Source organism: Paraburkholderia haematera, from assembly GCF_905220975.1.
Taxonomy (GTDB): Bacteria; Pseudomonadota; Gammaproteobacteria; order Burkholderiales; family Burkholderiaceae; genus Paraburkholderia; species Paraburkholderia haematera.
In genome coordinates this window covers 67,201-82,163 of sequence record NZ_CAJNBK010000014.1, presented here as the reverse complement: position 1 = coordinate 82,163, position 14,963 = coordinate 67,201, and the positions used below count along the sequence as shown (strand labels likewise).

At 62.1% G+C, this 14,963-nt stretch carries 13 protein-coding genes; 9 read left to right on the top strand and 4 right to left on the bottom strand.

Translation table 11 applies throughout. The features are described from left to right. The first annotated feature begins 42 nt into the window (after nt 1-42). From kdgD to KHO23_RS22490, 3 genes are all read left to right on the top strand, one after another. Nucleotides 43-960 carry a 5-dehydro-4-deoxyglucarate dehydratase gene (gene kdgD / locus KHO23_RS22500; protein WP_211613434.1) on the top strand — a complete coding sequence of 306 codons (918 nt, stop codon included), beginning with the start codon at nt 43-45 and terminating at the stop codon, nt 958-960. Nucleotides 961-1,074: 114 nt separating this feature from the next. After that, nucleotides 1,075-2,427, top strand: a complete 1,353-nt coding sequence (locus KHO23_RS22495; protein ID WP_211613433.1) for an MFS transporter — start codon at nt 1,075-1,077, stop codon at nt 2,425-2,427. A gap of 198 nt (nt 2,428-2,625) precedes the next feature. Beyond that, nucleotides 2,626-3,369: a FadR/GntR family transcriptional regulator gene (locus KHO23_RS22490; protein ID WP_211613432.1), complete on the top strand. Its 744-nt coding sequence runs from the start codon at nt 2,626-2,628 to the stop codon at nt 3,367-3,369. 127 nt (nt 3,370-3,496) lie between these two features. Here KHO23_RS22490 and KHO23_RS22485 read toward each other — a convergent pair whose 3' ends face one another. Then, a complete protein-coding gene (locus KHO23_RS22485; RefSeq protein WP_211613431.1) occupies nt 3,497-5,080 on the bottom strand; it encodes an aldehyde dehydrogenase (NADP(+)) in 1,584 nt (527 codons plus the stop codon). A 225-nt stretch (nt 5,081-5,305) separates the two neighbouring features. Between KHO23_RS22485 and garL the strand changes: the two genes are divergently transcribed. From garL to KHO23_RS22470, 3 genes are all read left to right on the top strand, one after another. Further along, the gene (gene garL / locus KHO23_RS22480; protein WP_211613430.1) at nt 5,306-6,091 is read left to right on the top strand and encodes a 2-dehydro-3-deoxyglucarate aldolase; all 786 of its coding nucleotides are present in this window, start codon (nt 5,306-5,308) and stop codon (nt 6,089-6,091) included. A 26-nt stretch (nt 6,092-6,117) separates the two neighbouring features. After that, the gene (locus tag KHO23_RS22475; RefSeq protein ID WP_268963910.1) at nt 6,118-7,032 is read left to right on the top strand and encodes a 2-hydroxy-3-oxopropionate reductase; all 915 of its coding nucleotides are present in this window, start codon (nt 6,118-6,120) and stop codon (nt 7,030-7,032) included. Between the two features lie 363 nt (nt 7,033-7,395). Beyond that, a complete protein-coding gene (locus KHO23_RS22470; RefSeq protein WP_236066955.1) occupies nt 7,396-9,333 on the top strand; it encodes a glycoside hydrolase family 28 protein in 1,938 nt (645 codons plus the stop codon). Nucleotides 9,334-9,422: 89 nt separating this feature from the next. On the opposite strand, the gene KHO23_RS22465 is transcribed toward KHO23_RS22470, so the two are convergent. Then, nucleotides 9,423-10,715 carry an MFS transporter gene (locus tag KHO23_RS22465; protein ID WP_211613427.1) on the bottom strand — a complete coding sequence of 431 codons (1,293 nt, stop codon included), beginning with the start codon at nt 10,713-10,715 and terminating at the stop codon, nt 9,423-9,425. 29 nt (nt 10,716-10,744) lie between these two features. Next, the gene (locus KHO23_RS22460; RefSeq protein WP_211613426.1) at nt 10,745-11,572 is read right to left on the bottom strand and encodes an NAD-dependent epimerase/dehydratase family protein; all 828 of its coding nucleotides are present in this window, start codon (nt 11,570-11,572) and stop codon (nt 10,745-10,747) included. A 321-nt stretch (nt 11,573-11,893) separates the two neighbouring features. Here KHO23_RS22460 and KHO23_RS22455 point away from each other — a divergent pair, with 321 nt between their 5' ends. Next, nucleotides 11,894-12,514 carry a DUF2867 domain-containing protein gene (locus KHO23_RS22455; RefSeq protein ID WP_236066954.1) on the top strand — a complete coding sequence of 207 codons (621 nt, stop codon included), beginning with the start codon at nt 11,894-11,896 and terminating at the stop codon, nt 12,512-12,514. 81 nt (nt 12,515-12,595) lie between these two features. On the opposite strand, the gene KHO23_RS22450 is transcribed toward KHO23_RS22455, so the two are convergent. Beyond that, nucleotides 12,596-13,417, bottom strand: coding sequence for an alpha/beta fold hydrolase (locus KHO23_RS22450; protein ID WP_211613425.1), 822 nt, complete (start codon nt 13,415-13,417; stop codon nt 12,596-12,598). 715 nt (nt 13,418-14,132) lie between these two features. On the opposite strand from KHO23_RS22450, the gene KHO23_RS22445 reads away from it, so the two are divergent. Next, entirely contained in the window at nt 14,133-14,465 is a 333-nt protein-coding gene (locus tag KHO23_RS22445; RefSeq protein WP_211613424.1) for a type II toxin-antitoxin system RelE/ParE family toxin, read from the top strand. Next, a complete protein-coding gene (locus KHO23_RS22440) occupies nt 14,452-14,739 on the top strand; it encodes a helix-turn-helix domain-containing protein (RefSeq protein WP_063498788.1) in 288 nt (95 codons plus the stop codon). The genes KHO23_RS22445 and KHO23_RS22440 overlap by 14 nt, the downstream gene beginning before the upstream one ends. Nucleotides 14,740-14,963: the final 224 nt, after the last annotated feature.

Genomic DNA, 14,963 nt, shown 5'->3' with positions numbered 1-14,963 from the left:
TTTCTCAAATACCGACCCTATTCGACGCCCTGGATACTCATCATGACGACACCGCAGGAACTGAAGCAGATCGTTTCCGAAGGCCTTCTGTCCTTCCCCGTTACCGACTTCGACGAACAAGGCGATTTCCGCGCCGATACCTATGCCGAGCGCCTCGAATGGCTCGCGCCTTATGGCGCGTCGGCCTTGTTCGTCGCCGGCGGCACGGGCGAATTCTTCTCGCTCACGCATAACGACTACTCGAACGTCGTGCGCACGGCAACTGAAGTCTGCAAAGGCAAGGTGCCGATTCTCGCCGGCGCCGGCGGCCCGACCCGCGTGGCGATCGCGTACGCACAGGAAGCCGAACGTCATGGCGCGAACGGCATTCTGCTGATGCCGCACTACCTGACCGAAGCCTGCCAGGAAGGCATCGCGGCGCACGCGGAAGAAGTCTGCAAGTCCGTGCCGAACATGGGCGTGATCATCTACAACCGCGCGAATTCCAAGCTTAACGCCGACATGCTCGAAGGGTTGGCCGAGCGCTGCCCGAACCTGATCGGTTTCAAGGACGGCGTGGGCGAGATCGAGAACATGGTGTCGATCCGCCGCCGCCTTGGCGACCGCTTCTCGTACCTCGGCGGCCTGCCTACCGCTGAAGTCTACGCCGCGGCGTACAAGGCGCTGGGCGTACCGGTGTACTCGTCGGCCGTGTTCAACTTCATTCCGAAGACCGCGATGGATTTCTATCGCGCGATTGCCGCGGACGACCACGCGAGCGTCGGCAAGCTGATCGACGAATTCTTCCTGCCGTATCTGGCGATCCGTAACCGCCGTCAGGGCTACGCGGTCAGTATCGTGAAGGCCGGCGCGAAGCTGGTTGGTCACAGCGCGGGTCCGGTGCGCGCACCGCTGACCGACCTGACCGAAGAAGAAATGGCGCAACTCGACGTGCTGATCAAGAAGCTCGGCGCGCAGTAACGCAGCAAGGCGCCCAGCCGTGCGAACCGGGTTCGCGCACACGGCACCGCTAAGAGCGCCTGGGACGGTAACGTCGCCGGGCGCTTTTTACTGATAAGAATTCAGGAGATGACGATGGAAATGAGCCGCACTGCGAGCCCCGCCCATGTCGCCAGGCGCACCAAAGTCCGCTACGCGATTTTGCTGCTGATCTTTGTGATCACGACATTCAATTACGCGGACCGCGCCACGCTCTCGGTGACCGGGTCCGCGATGCGTGCCGAATTCGGCTTCGACGCGATCAAGATGGGCTACATCTTCTCCGCGTTCAGCTGGGCCTATGTTCTGTCGCAATTGCCGGCGGGCTGGCTGCTCGACCGCTTCGGCGCACGGCGCGTCTACGCGGCGAGTATTTTCCTGTGGTCGCTGTTTACGCTGCTGCAAAGCTCGATCGGCCTGCTGGGCAGCGCTGCCGCCGCTGTCACCGGGCTGTTCGTGCTGCGCTTCGCGATGGGCGCGGCGGAATCGCCGGCGTTTCCGGCCAACGCCAAGGTCGTGGCCAGCTGGTTTCCCACCAACGAACGCGGCACCGCCTCCGCCATTTTCAATTCGGCGCAATACTTCGCGGCGGTCATTTTCACGCCGCTGATGGCGTGGCTGACCCATGCGTTCGGCTGGCACGCGGTCTACCTCGTGATGGGCGTGACCGGACTGTTGCTCGCCATCACCTGGCTGAAGGTGATGAAGAACCCCGCGGACCACCCGCGCGTCTCGCGTGCCGAACTCGACTACATCGAACAGGGCGGCGGCGTGGTGAACGGGCACAAGCAGACAGCCCGTGCCGAGGACATCGCCAGTGCCGGCGGCTGGTCGCTGGTGCGTCAACTGCTGAGCAATCGGATGCTGCTCGGCGTCTATCTCGCGCAGTACTGCATCAACGTGCTGACCTACTTCTTCCTGACGTGGTTTCCGATCTACCTCGTGCAGGCGCGCGGCATGACAATTCTGCAAGCGGGTCTGGTGGCATCGCTGCCCGCGATTTGCGGCTTCTCCGGCGGCGTGCTCGGCGGCATCCTGTCCGACGGGCTGATCCGGCGCGGTCATTCGCTCACCATCGCGCGCAAGGTGCCGATTGTCGGCGGCATGCTGCTGTCGGTGTGCATCATCGGCTGCAACTACGTGTCGACCGACTGGATCGTCGTCGCGCTCATGTCGCTCGCGTTTTTCGGCAAAGGCATCGGGGCGCTTGGCTGGGCCGTGGTGGCGGATACGTCGCCGAAAGAGGCCCTCGGTCTGTCGGGCGCCATCTTCAATATGTTCGGCAATGTCGCCGGCATCGTGACGCCGATCGTGATCGGCTACCTCGTCGCGAAGAGCGGCTCGTTCAACGGCGCGCTGGTTTTCGTCGGCCTGAATGCCCTGCTGACGGTGTTCAGCTACCTCGTCATCGTGAAAGACATCAAACGGGTCGAACTGCGCGCGGGCTAGCCGTCAGGCTGTTATCGTACTTCCCAGGGCGCCGGCAAAGCCTGGCGGCTGGCCCGCCTGGCGCCTGAACCCGGGCATCGGCGCCGAGTCTGACGTCGATGCCGAAAATGATCCGGCGTTTATATAATCAGTCGTCAGACGACGGTATAATAGACAACAGGAAGTATCTGCAACTATCTGATTCGAGGGGCGTTTTCGATGGCTACACCACTGGCATCCGCGGCACCGCCACGACGCGCGCGCAATCTTGCCGAGTTTGTCGTCAGCTACGTCACCGAGCAAATTGCGTCTAACGCCTTGAAGCCCGGCGACAAACTGCCGACCGAATCACAGCTGATGGTCACGCTGAGCGTGAGCCGCACCGTTATCCGCGAAGCGATTTCACGCTTGCAGGCGGGCAAGATCATCGAGACGCGCCACGGCATCGGCAGCTTCGTGCTGGAACCGCAGCGCGAAAAGCTGGGCATCGACATGGTGCCCGCCACCACCTTGCGCGATGTGCTGTCGATCCTGGAACTGCGCATCAGCCTCGAAACGGAATGTGCCGGCCTCGCCGCTCAACGGTCCAAGCCGGACGACCTCGCGCGCATGCGCGCCGCGCTCGATGCGATCGAAGCCACCCGCCACAACGGGCTGGACAGCGTCGATGCCGACCTGCAGTTCCATATCTCCGTAGCGCGTGCAACCGGCAACCGGTATTTCGTCGATATCCTCACACAAATGGGCAGCGCGCTAATCCCGCGCAACCGGCTCGACTCGGCGGGGATCGCGCGCGCCGAGCCCGACGCGTATCTGTCGCTCGTCAATCTGGAGCACGAAAGCATTCTCGAGGCGATCACGCGGCACGACGCCGAAGGCGCGCGCGCGGCGATGCGTATGCATCTGTCCAATAGCCGCGAGCGGCTGCGGCGCGCCAACGAAAGTGCAGAAGCGAATAGCTGAATCGGTGTACTGAGCGACAGTTGATTCGTCACGCTGGGCGCAAAAAAAATGGCCGGGATATCCCGGCCATTTTTCTATCTTACGCGGCGCCCGCTCGGGCGCCGCTCATATGCCGCTCATATGCCGCTTAGCTGCGCGTGATCTCGCCGTCGCGACGCCGCCACAGGTCCAGCGGATTACCGTCGGCCAGCGACACCGGCAGCAGATCGGCCGGGAAATCCTGATAGCACACCGGACGCAGGAAGCGCTCGATCGACGTCGTCCCCACTGACGTCGCCCGGCTATCGGACGTGGCTGGGAACGGGCCGCCGTGCACCATCGCGTGTGAAACCTCGACGCCGGTCGGGAAGCCATTGACCAGAATCCGGCCCGCCTTGCGCTCGAGGATCGGCGCAAGCTTCTTCGCTGCTGCCAGATCAGCGCTATCCATTTGCACCGTGGCGGTCAACTGACCGGCGAAGTGCTCGGCAACGGCGAGCATTTCCTGCTCGTCCTTGCAACGTACGACGGTCGACGCAGGCCCGAAAACCTCGTCCTCCAGAGCCGGCGTGGACAGGAAGGTCAGCGCGTCGGTCACGAACAAAGCCGCGCGCGCTTGCGTGGGGCCCTTCGCGTCGACACCTTGCGCGAGCGTTTCGACACCCCTCGTTGCCGCCAGCTTGCCTTCGCCCTCTTCATAGGCCGCGTGAATGCCGGCAGTGAGCATGGTCTGGGCCGGTTTGCCGCTCAGCGCCTCGGAGGCCGTCACGACGAAACGCTTGAGTGCGTCGCTATCGACGGCGATTGCGAGCCCCGGGTTGGTACAGAACTGCCCCGCGCCGAGCACCAACGAATCGACAAAACCACGTGCGATTGTGTCACCGCGTTGCGACAGCGCATTCGACAGGAGGAACACCGGGTTGATGCTGCTCATTTCCGCGTAGACCGGAATCGGCTCGGCCCTAGCGGCCGCGACACGCATCAGCGACGTGCCACCGGCGCGCGACCCCGTGAAGCCGACTGCCTTGATGGCCGGATGCGCGACCAGCGCTTCACCGACGGAATTGCCGGCGCCGACGATCATCGAGAACACGCCTTCCGGCAGGTCCATGTCCTGCGCGACCTGTTGAATCACACGGCCGACCATCTCCGAGGTGCCCAGGTGCGCGCGATGCGCCTTCACCACCACCGGGCAGCCCGCCGCGAGCGCCGCAGCGGTATCGCCGCCCGCCACCGAAAACGCGAGCGGAAAGTTGCTGGCGCCGAACACCGCGACCGGGCCCAGCGGAATCTTCTGCATCCGCAGGTCGGAGCGCGGCAAGGGCTTGCGCTCGGGCAACGGCGAATCGAGCGTTGCGGCGAGCCATTGGCCGGCACGCACGACTTGCGCGAACAGTTTGAGCTGACCCATCGTGCGGCCGCGCTCGCCTTCGAGACGCGCCTTCGGCAAGCCCGACTCTTCGTGCGCGCGCTGGATCAGCGCGTCACCAAGCGCGGCGATGCCGTCCGCGATACGCTCGAGAAACTCGGCGCGCACCGTGAGCGGCAGATGCCGGTACGGATCGAACGCTTGCCGCGCGAGTTCGCAGGCGCGCTCAACATTCGCGGCCGAGCCGCTGCCGAACACCGGCTCGGCGATGTCGGATCCCGTGGCGGGATTGAACGCGCGCAAGGGTTTTTCCTCGCCGCGCACGGCTTGGCGGCCAATCAGCATTTCGCCGGTAATAGACATTTCGCTTTCCTTGAATGGACGTCACAGATATAAGTCATCCTACAACATTGAGCGCCATACGTGCAAGCCGAAACCCCTGTCTCGTGAGGAGTTCGGGTTTACGTGGCAGTTACAAGCAGATGAGCCAATGCTAATCTTCAACAAGACGTACGACAACTTATGACACTCGATTTAGCAACCGTCGGAGCATGCCCGGTTAATTTTGCAGTTTGAGGAGACATCCCCATGACAGCCGCCACGCCTTACCAGCCCTTACCCAATAGCTTTCGCCGCGCCGTCTGCGGCGGAGAAACCCTGATCGGCTGCTGGGCTTCGCTCGCCAGCCCGATTGTCACGGAACTGCTCGGCATGGTCGGCTTCGACTGGATGCTGCTGGATGCGGAACACGCTCCGAACGACGTTTTGACGCTGATCCCTCAGTTGATGGCGCTCAAGGACAGCCCGAGCGCGCCGGTAGTGCGCCCGCCGGCCAACGACAGCGTGTTTATCAAACGGCTCCTGGACAGCGGTTTCTCGAATTTTCTGGTGCCGTTCGTCGATAGCGCCGAAGACGCGGCGCGCGCTGTCGCCGCGACGCGCTACCCGCCGCAGGGTATCCGCGGTGTCTCGGTGGGCCAACGGGGCAATCGCTACGGGACCGTCGCCAATTACTTCGACATCGCCAACGACAACGTCTGTGTCATCGTTCAGATCGAAAGCCACAAGGCCGTCGACAACATTGACGAGATTCTCGCGGTCGAGGGCGTCGATGCCGTTTTCGTCGGACCCTCGGATCTCGCGGCGGCCTACGGCCACATCGGCAACCCGAACCATCCCGAGGTGCAGCAAGCGATTGCGCGCGTCTTCGAGCGCGCCCATGCCGCCGGCAAGCCAAGCGGCATCCTCGCGCCCATGCAGGCCGATGCGGAGCGCTACATTTCAATGGGCTGCCGCGTCATCGCGGTGTGTGCGGATATGGGACTGCTGAAAGCCGCCGCGCAGACGGTCCAAAAACACTTCATGCAGAAATAAGCGGACCGGAAACAGAAACGGCCGCCCTGACATCTCCGGAGAATTCCATGCAAAAAGCAGGCTTTATCGGACTCGGCATCATGGGCAAGCCCATGGCCGCCAACCTTCTCAAGAATGGCGTGGCCCTTGCGGCATTTACGCGCAGCGGCGTGCCCGACGATCTCATCCAGGGCGGGACTGTCGCGTGCGACAGCCCCGCCGCCGTGGCCGCGCATGCTGACGTGATCTTCGTCATGGTGCCGGACACGCCGGACGTCGAACGCGTGCTGTTTGGCGAACACGGACTCGCCGACGCCTTGCACCCGGGACAGATCGTGGTCGACATGAGCTCGATTTCGCCGATGGCCACGCGCGACTTCGCCGCCCGCGTGCGCGAGCACGGCGCGGACTATCTGGACGCACCGGTTTCGGGTGGCGAAGTCGGCGCCAAGGCCGGTTCGTTGACCATCATGGTGGGCGGCGAAACGGCGACCTTCGAGAGCGTCAAGCCGCTCTTCGACATGATGGGCAAGAATGTCACGCTGATCGGCGCCGTCGGGGCAGGCCAGGTGTGCAAGGTGGCGAATCAGGTAATCGTCGCCGCGACGATCGAGGCCGTCGGCGAAGCGTTGCTGCTCGCCTCCAAAGCCGGCGTCGATCCGGCGCGCGTGCGCGAAGCCCTGATGGGCGGCTTTGCGTCCTCGCGCATTCTCGAAGTGCACGGTGAACGGATGACGAAGCGCACCTTCGATCCGGGATTCCGGATCGAGCTTCACCAGAAGGATCTGAATCTCGCGCTTTCGACGGCCCAGGCACTCGGCGTCTCCCTGCCGAATACGGCCACCTGCCAGCAGCTCTTCAGCGCCTGCGTGGCGCACGGCGGCAAGGCATGGGATCACTCCGCCATGGTGCGCGCGCTCGAAATACTCGCCAATCACGAAATCGGCCAGCAGCCCGCCTAAACCCGCAAACCTACTCCACGCGCCGCTCCATCCCCTCTATGCAGATAGAGAAGATGGAGCGGCGCATCCGCACGTTCACAGCCTGAGCGAGCGAGTCTCCACGACAAAAGCTTCGCGCTCATTCCCAGCCTTTTATTACAAATATTAAGGATGCCTTACTAGAAGAAAGGCTGCCTCGATAACCACCGCCGATTCGGGCGATGGATTGAAGCACCGCGCCCCATCGAGTACTGACGATCACTTACAACGCCCGCAAAGGGCAAGGAGACATCCGTGGCAACTAAAGATAAAAACAACCGCAAGCCGGCAACATCGAGAATCCGCGGCCAGGACGAGCCGAACTCGCTTAAACGCAGAGCGTTTATGGTGCTCGCAGGAACCTCCGCAGGCGCAACCATGCTAGGCGGACTGTCCGCTTGCGGCGGCTCCGTCAACGCTCCCGCCACGACGCCACCGGCAACGCCGCCGGTGGTACAAGACCCGATCTGGGGCACCTCGGGCGCCGCGACGCAGATCATCGCGTCGCTCCAGAACATCACGCAGGCCATGTTCCCGGCGCGCGATTTTGTGGTCACCCAGTACGGCGCAGCGCCTTGCGCGGTCGTCGCCGCGACCAATCCGTACACCGGCGCGACTTCAGTTGCGAGCCCGGGCTCGGCACAAACCAATGCCGCGAACGCGCCCGACGCGAGGCCCGCGTTTCTCGCCGCGATACAGGCATGCAATGCGGCCGGCGGCGGCCGCGTGGTCGTGCCAGCCGGCACGTGGTATTGCGCCGGCCCGATCGTCCTGCTCAGCAACGTGAACTTCCACCTCAGCGCGAACTGCACGATCTATTTCAGCCCTAACCCGGCGGACTACGCGAAAGACGGCCCGGTCAACTGCGGCGCGAACGGCAACCTCTTCTATAGCCGCTGGCAGGCGAACGACTGCCTCAATTACGGCTCGCCGGTCTACGCACGCAACCAGACCAACATTGCCCTGACCGGCGAAGACGCCACGTCAATTCTCAACGGCCAGGCGATGACGCCGTTCGCCGGAACCGGCAATACCGCCACCTGCTGGTGGACCTACAAGGGATCGAACGGACTATACGGCTGCGTGAACTCGTCGACACCGTCGCAGGCCTACATCAATCCGAAGAACGTCGACCTTAAAATTGCTGCGCCCGGCATCTCCAACGCGCTGTACGCGCTGCTGACAAGCCCTACGACACCCTGGCAAGAGGATCAGAACTACCTGCCGGCTTTGTCCGAAGCGGGCGTACCGATCGCACAGCGGATTTTCGGCATCGGACATTATCTGCGGCCGTGCATGGTCGAGTTTATTGGTTGTACGAACGTACTGATGGAGAACTATCACACCAACAACACGCCGTTCTGGCAGCACCACCCGACCGATTGCAAGAACGTCGTGATTCGCGGCGTGATGGCTGACAGCATCGGCCCGAACAACGATGGATTCGATCCGGACGCGTGTAACAACGTTCTCTGCGACAGCGTCACGTTCAACACCGGCGACGACTGCATCGCGATCAAGTCGGGCAAGGACCTCGATACGCAGTATGGTCCCGCGCAGAATCACGTGATCCAGAACTGCACGATGAATAGCGGCCACGGCGGCATCACGCTCGGCAGTGAAATGGGCGGCGGCGTGCAGAATATCTACGCGCGTAATCTGCAGATGCTGAATCAGAACTGGGCCACCAATCCGCTGAACATCGCGATCCGCATCAAGACGAATATGAATCGCGGCGGCTTTGTGAAGAACTTCTATGTCGATACGGTCACGCTGCCCAACGGCATCAATCTGAAAGGCGGCGGCTACGGCAGCGCGTTGCTGAGCGGCAGTCCGATCAATGGCACGGTGCCGGTGGGCGTCGTCACGGCGACGGCGGGTAATCCTTCCGCGTCGCAGGGTGGCCTGATTACGTTCGACTGCGACTATCAACCGGCAAACGACGCCATCCGCACTCGCCCGGCGGTCGTACAGAACGTGAACATTTCCAACGTGCAGGCGAGCAACGTCACGCTCAACGGGGTAACGGGTTCATGTTTTCAGGCGATCGTGGCTCAGGGACCGGTCGCCTTCGACTACAACGGGCCCGCCCCTACACCGTCCATTCCGCCAATCAGCGGCGTCACGATCTCGAACTGCAATCTGGGCACGGCGGTCTCCGCCGGGCCCGCAAGCGCTACGACGCCGGGACCGATCTATGCCTACAACGTCAATGCAATCACGTTAAAAAACGTGATCATCGGCTCGACGACTTACAACACGACGGTCGTCGATCAGCGTTAAACGAGAGATAAAACAAATGGCGGCGCCCTCGGGCGCCGCCATTTTTCTTCATTACCCGGCGCGATTCGCGCCAGGGTCCAAATCGTTACTCACTTGGCCACGGCACCCGCCCCCGCCCAGCGCGGATCAGGCACCTTGTCACTGCTTCGGGCCAGCAGGCACACCACGGCCGCCGCGATGATGTCGAACACCGCCAACACCACGAACAACGGGCTGTATCCGATCTGCGTGACCAGCACGCCGAACAGCGCCGTGAATGCCGCCGCGCCGAGGTACCCCGCCATGCCGCCCATGCCCGTGGCGGTGGCGACTTCGTTCTTGCCGAACATATCGGAAGTGATCGCGTAGAGCGCACCCGACAGGGTCTGGTGAGCAAAGCCGCCGACACACAGCAGCGCAACGGCCGCATAAGGACTCGCCACCAGCCCGACGCAGGCCGGCCCGATCATGCAGAGCGCGCCCACGACGAAGACCATCTTGCGCGACGTGAACAGCGAGACCTTCGCGTACTTATGAAACAGCGGGCTGAGGTAGCCGCCGAGCACGCAGCCGATATCCGCGGCCAGAAAAGGCATCCACGCATACAGCGCGACTTCCTTCAGGTTCATGTGCCGCTCGGTCATCATGTACAGCGGGATCCACGCGTTGAAGGTCTGCCAGGCCGGCTCGGAAAGAATCCGGGGAATGCCGATTGCCCAGAAATCGCGGCTGCCAAGCATGGAAACCCAACTGCGTTTGACCGCGCCGGCGTCGCTGTGCTTCGCCTCCTGCCCGCTGAGAATGTAGTCGCGCTCGGCGTCGCTCAACAGCTTCTGTTTCTGCGGGTGCTTGTAAAGCAGCATCCACAGCACGCTCCAGACAATCCCCGCCACGCCGACGATCAGGAAAGCCCATTGCCATTCACCGTGCAACAACGCCCAAACGACCAGCGGCGGCGCCAGCAGCGCACCCACGGACGAGCCGATATTGAACCAGCCGATCGCAACGGAACGCTCCTTGGCCGGGAACCACTCGCTCGTCGCCTTGACGCCCGCCGGGATGCCCGCCGCTTCGGCGATACCGAGCACGCCGCGGAAGAACGCCAGGCTGCGCCAGCCCGTCGACCATGCCGCCGCGGCACAGGCCAGCGACCAGGCGATCGCGAACGCCGCAAAGCCGATCTTGGTGCCAACGGTGTCGAGCACGTAGCCCGCGACCGGCTGCATGAACGCATAGCAAAGCTGCCATGCCACCACGACGTGCGAATACTGCGCGGTCGTGATATTGAGGTCCTTCATCAGCGTCGGCGCCGCCACCGACAACGTATTGCGCGCGAGGTAATTGATGATGAGCCCGGCCGCGACCAGACTGACCATCCACCAGCGGATGCCCTTGATTTTCATGACTATGTCTCCTCGTATTCCTTAACCAATCAGACGGGGCGGCCCGCGGTGTCGCTGCTCGCGGCGTCGTCGCGCGAGTAATCGATGCCGACGAAGCTGCCGCCCTGGTAACGCTGACCCAACGCATCGAGCGGATTCGGTCGTGACAGTATTTCCTCGGCGTAGACCTCGGCGTCCTGAGTCGGCTGATAACCGAGGCGCGCGGCGCCGCTGTTGTCCCACCAGCTACGTTTGTTGGCCGACACGCCCCACACGGTGATGAAACCGATGTCTTCTGCCTCGACACAGCGGTCGAGGAAATGCATCAGGTCGCGATGACCGAACCAGGTGCTCAAGTGTCTCTGCTCGGTCGGCCGCTCAAGACAGCTGCCGATGCGCACGCAAATACTCTCGATGCCGTGCTTGTCCCAATACATGCGCGCGAGCGCTTCGCCCCACACCTTGCTCAGGCCGTAGAAACCGTCCGGGCGCAACGCGCAGTCGAGAGCGAGATGTTCGGTGACCGGATACATGCCGATCGCATGGTTGGAGCTGGCAAACACCACGCGCTTGACGCCTTTTCGGCGCGCGCCTTCGTACACCTCGACCAGCGCACGCAGGTTGTTGTCGATAATTTCCGGCAGCGGGCGTTCCACGCTCGTGCCGGCGAAATGAATCAGCACGTCGACGCCCTCCAGCAGGCGATCCACGACGTCGGGATCGCGCAGGTCGCCGCGCATCACGTCCTCGCCCTCCATCAGAGGAACCAGCGCCCTGGAACCCGCGGCCGAACGCAAGGAGACGCCGCGCGCGATCAACGCCGCACGCACTACCGAGCCGAGCTGTCCGCCGGCCCCACTCAGGGCAATCTTCTTCATAAGGTTCCTTTACAGCGCTGCGCGCGATTGAGCCGGAGGACGGCAAGCGGTCGAGCCGTGAGGGCATCGAGCCGAGAACGACCGGCTAGTTGTACGATAACGTACTATCAACGATCCTAGGACGGATTTCAACTAGGCACTTACCCGCACTGGTCTTTGTAGTTCAGTCATTTGTCTTTGGAAAACAAACACGTACGATCGTTACATTGATACGACATCGTATAACATAAGGCAAGAATTGATGCCAGGTCGCACTCCGGTTGGCTTGATGGGCATCGCCGCTCGGGCACTTATCGTCAAGCGCGCGTAGACTTGACGCGCATGCGCGTGATCGAACTGCGGCGCGCCCGCGGTAAAGTCGCCCTTCTCACCACAATCTATTTTTCAGCACAGCATCTTCCCATGCCAGACGCCAACCACTCTGTGCTTTCCGTCGCTGTGCCGGCCGAATCCGGCATAGCCCGCCTGTACGATGCCCCGGACCTCGCGGACGCGTACGCCGTCCGCTTGCCGGACGACGCAATTGATGATCCGGAATTACTCGCGCGTTTTCTGTTCGCACACCAGGCGGGATGGGTTGGGAAGCTGCTGAGGCTGCGCGATGCGCTGGTCGCTCGCTTCGGAATCAAGACGTCGAAGCAATTGCGCGCGGCAAGTTCGTATGGCTCCAGAGAGCGCGTCGACATCTTCAGAATCTACACGCGCAGCACGCGCGAGATTATCCTCGGCGAGAACGACAGCCATCTCGACTTCCGGCTTTCGGTGTTGCAGCAAACACGCGACACGCGTGAGGGCAGCGCCCGTTATCTGATCCTGACCACGGTTGTGCACTGTCACAATGCGTTCGGGCGTTTCTATATTTTCGCCATCGCACCGTTCCACCGACTGGTGGTTCGCTCGTCATTGCGCCGGGCGGCGCGCATCGGCTGGCCGACTGCCTGAGCGGCGCCGTCGCAGGCGGGCACGGATGCGGCTGACGCAAGGCAATCGCCTCACGCCGGCCGCACTCGCTACACCTGCGTATTACGCGCTGATAAATTCCAGCAGATCGGCATTTACCTTGTCCGCCTCGACGGTGCACATGCCGTGCTGCCCGCCCGGGTAGACCTTGAGCGTTGCGTTCTTCACGATCTTCGCCGTCTTGCGGCCTGCCGCGTCGATCGGCACGATCTGGTCGTCGTCACCATGCAGTACCAGAGTCGGCACATCGATCTTCTTCAGATCTTCCGTGTAGTCGACTTCGGAGAACTGCTTGATGCAGTCGTACAAGCCCTTGATCGAACCCACCATGCCTTGTGCCCAGAATGAATCGATCACGCCTTGCGACACTTTCGCGTTCGGACGGTTGTAGCCGTAAAACGGCAGCGCCAGATCCTTGAAAAACTGCGAGCGATCGTCGACCACACCCTTACGGATGCCATCGAACACATCGATCGGCGTGCCCTCGGGGTTGCTCTCGGCCTTGACCATCAGCGGCGGCACCGCACCGATCAGCACAGCCTTCGCCACGCGTTTCGTGCCGTGCCGGCCGATGTAGTGCGCGACCTCCCCGCCGCCGGTCGAATGACCGACCATCGTGGCGTCCTGCAGGTCCAGGTGCTCGATCAGCGCGGCGAGATCGTCGGCATAGGTATCCATGTCGTTGCCGTCCCATGTCTGCGCCGAACGGCCATGACTGCGCCGGTCGTGTGCGATCACGCGAAAACCTTTGCTGCCGAGGAACAGCATCTGCGCGTCCCAGGCGTCCGCGGACAACGGCCAACCGTGCGAGAAGACAACCGGGCGGCCTTTGCCCCAGTCCTTGTAGAAGATTTCCGTACCGTCTTTCGTGGTGATCGTGCTCATCTGCTGACTCCTTTGGATGAAGTCTGCCGTCGCCGGCAGGTGGATGAAGCGTGCCTCTCAAACCATTCGGGCGCCACGAACCGTGCCGCCCGACGAAAATCGTTAACCGCGAATGCAGGACTCACTCGACGCGCGTGGAGGGAACATGGGAGAACAACGACCGGCGATACGCGGCGGTCATGCTTACTCAAGCATGACACGGCCTGCAACACACTTTGATGACGGACCCACGAAGAACCGGAGCGGTTCACGCGGTATTCGAAACGACTACCAGGAATGAAACAGCGGATGGCGATGCTGCGCTCATCCATCTCGAGCATACGGCGACTTTCGGAGGGGCCGCCGGTTAGCAGCTTGCATGGTAGAAGCAAACTAGCCTGATGGCTAGCTGACAGGCTAATAGAAAGTCGGCATGAACGGAGTTATTGTCGGTTGGTGACGAGCGGCCCTTGATTCGTTATTCCCGCTCAACGAGCCGATGTCAAAGGAGACCTCCACCGTGCCGCGCCCAAATTCGCGTCCCGCACGACTCAGCCCAGCCGGACAACTAGTTGCGCCAACGCCGTCGTAACCGCTCATCGCGGTCCTGCCTTCGCCCTCTTCCCGTCGTTCGATCCCGTGCTGTGCAATGCCTCCTCCTTTTGCTCAATGACAGCAGCAAACGGCAAGGTGGCCTGCTTGCGCACAAATAACATATTTGTTATCATCAATTCCAATGGCATTTACGATCGGTTTCTACAACGAAAAGGTCAAAGTGAACGTTGCCTCCTTGCCGAAAACGCTGCTCGCGCGCTTTATCGCGCTGGTCGATCGCATGGAGGAATACGGGCCGAACCTCGGTGAACCGCACACTGCATCAATGGGTGGTGGTTTGTTCGAGATGCGCCTGAAAGGTGCTGAGGGCATCGCCAGAGTGTTCTACTGCTCGATCGTGGAACGGAAAATCGTCATGCTTCACAGCTTCGTGAAGAAGTCGCAACAAACGCCGCGTAACGAACTGGACGTGGCGCGCAAAAGACTGCTGGAGATCAGAAATGGCAACCTATAAGGCAATGCGCGAACGGGCGCTCGCCGATCCCGAAGTACGCGCTGAATACGAGCGGCTGAACCGTGAAGAATTCGCGCTGCTCGATCAGATGCTCGCCGCGCGGCGTGAGGCCGGTTTGACGCAGGCGCAAGTCGCCGAGCGCATGGGCACGAAAGCGCCGGCCATCACGCGGCTGGAACGGGCGCTTGCTTCGGGCCAGCACTCGCCTTCTATCGACACATTGCGCAGATACGCCGCCGCGTGTGGCAAGCAACTGTTTATCTCGATCGCGTAGCTGGTGTGTTCGTAGCGTCCTGCCTTCGCGGGGGCTGCTTCTTGCGTGGCAACACCGGGCCGGCGCAAGTCGCCGCGAAAGCGCCGGCATCGCGTTGCTGCAGCGCGGTCTATTGCCGCAGTTCCATGCCGGCTGCGAGAAACACACGCAAGCACGCAACACGGAAAACTTGATGCCCATCAAGGCTTTGCCGTCTCAAAAACGAAGAACCGCGCAAAACAACG

Coding starts and splice junctions, on each gene's coding strand:
- kdgD (WP_211613434.1), top strand. CDS start 43: ATGACGACACCGCAGGAACTGAAGCAGATCGTTTCCGAAGGCCTTCTG.
- KHO23_RS22495 (WP_211613433.1), top strand. CDS start 1,075: ATGGAAATGAGCCGCACTGCGAGCCCCGCCCATGTCGCCAGGCGCACC.
- KHO23_RS22490 (WP_211613432.1), top strand. CDS start 2,626: ATGGCTACACCACTGGCATCCGCGGCACCGCCACGACGCGCGCGCAAT.
- KHO23_RS22485 (WP_211613431.1), bottom strand. CDS start 5,080: ATGTCTATTACCGGCGAAATGCTGATTGGCCGCCAAGCCGTGCGCGGC.
- garL (WP_211613430.1), top strand. CDS start 5,306: ATGACAGCCGCCACGCCTTACCAGCCCTTACCCAATAGCTTTCGCCGC.
- KHO23_RS22470 (WP_236066955.1), top strand. CDS start 7,396: ATGGTGCTCGCAGGAACCTCCGCAGGCGCAACCATGCTAGGCGGACTG.
- KHO23_RS22465 (WP_211613427.1), bottom strand. CDS start 10,715: ATGAAAATCAAGGGCATCCGCTGGTGGATGGTCAGTCTGGTCGCGGCC.
- KHO23_RS22460 (WP_211613426.1), bottom strand. CDS start 11,572: ATGAAGAAGATTGCCCTGAGTGGGGCCGGCGGACAGCTCGGCTCGGTA.
- KHO23_RS22455 (WP_236066954.1), top strand. CDS start 11,894: ATGCGCGTGATCGAACTGCGGCGCGCCCGCGGTAAAGTCGCCCTTCTC.
- KHO23_RS22450 (WP_211613425.1), bottom strand. CDS start 13,417: ATGAGCACGATCACCACGAAAGACGGTACGGAAATCTTCTACAAGGAC.
- KHO23_RS22445 (WP_211613424.1), top strand. CDS start 14,133: ATGGCATTTACGATCGGTTTCTACAACGAAAAGGTCAAAGTGAACGTT.
- KHO23_RS22440 (WP_063498788.1), top strand. CDS start 14,452: ATGGCAACCTATAAGGCAATGCGCGAACGGGCGCTCGCCGATCCCGAA.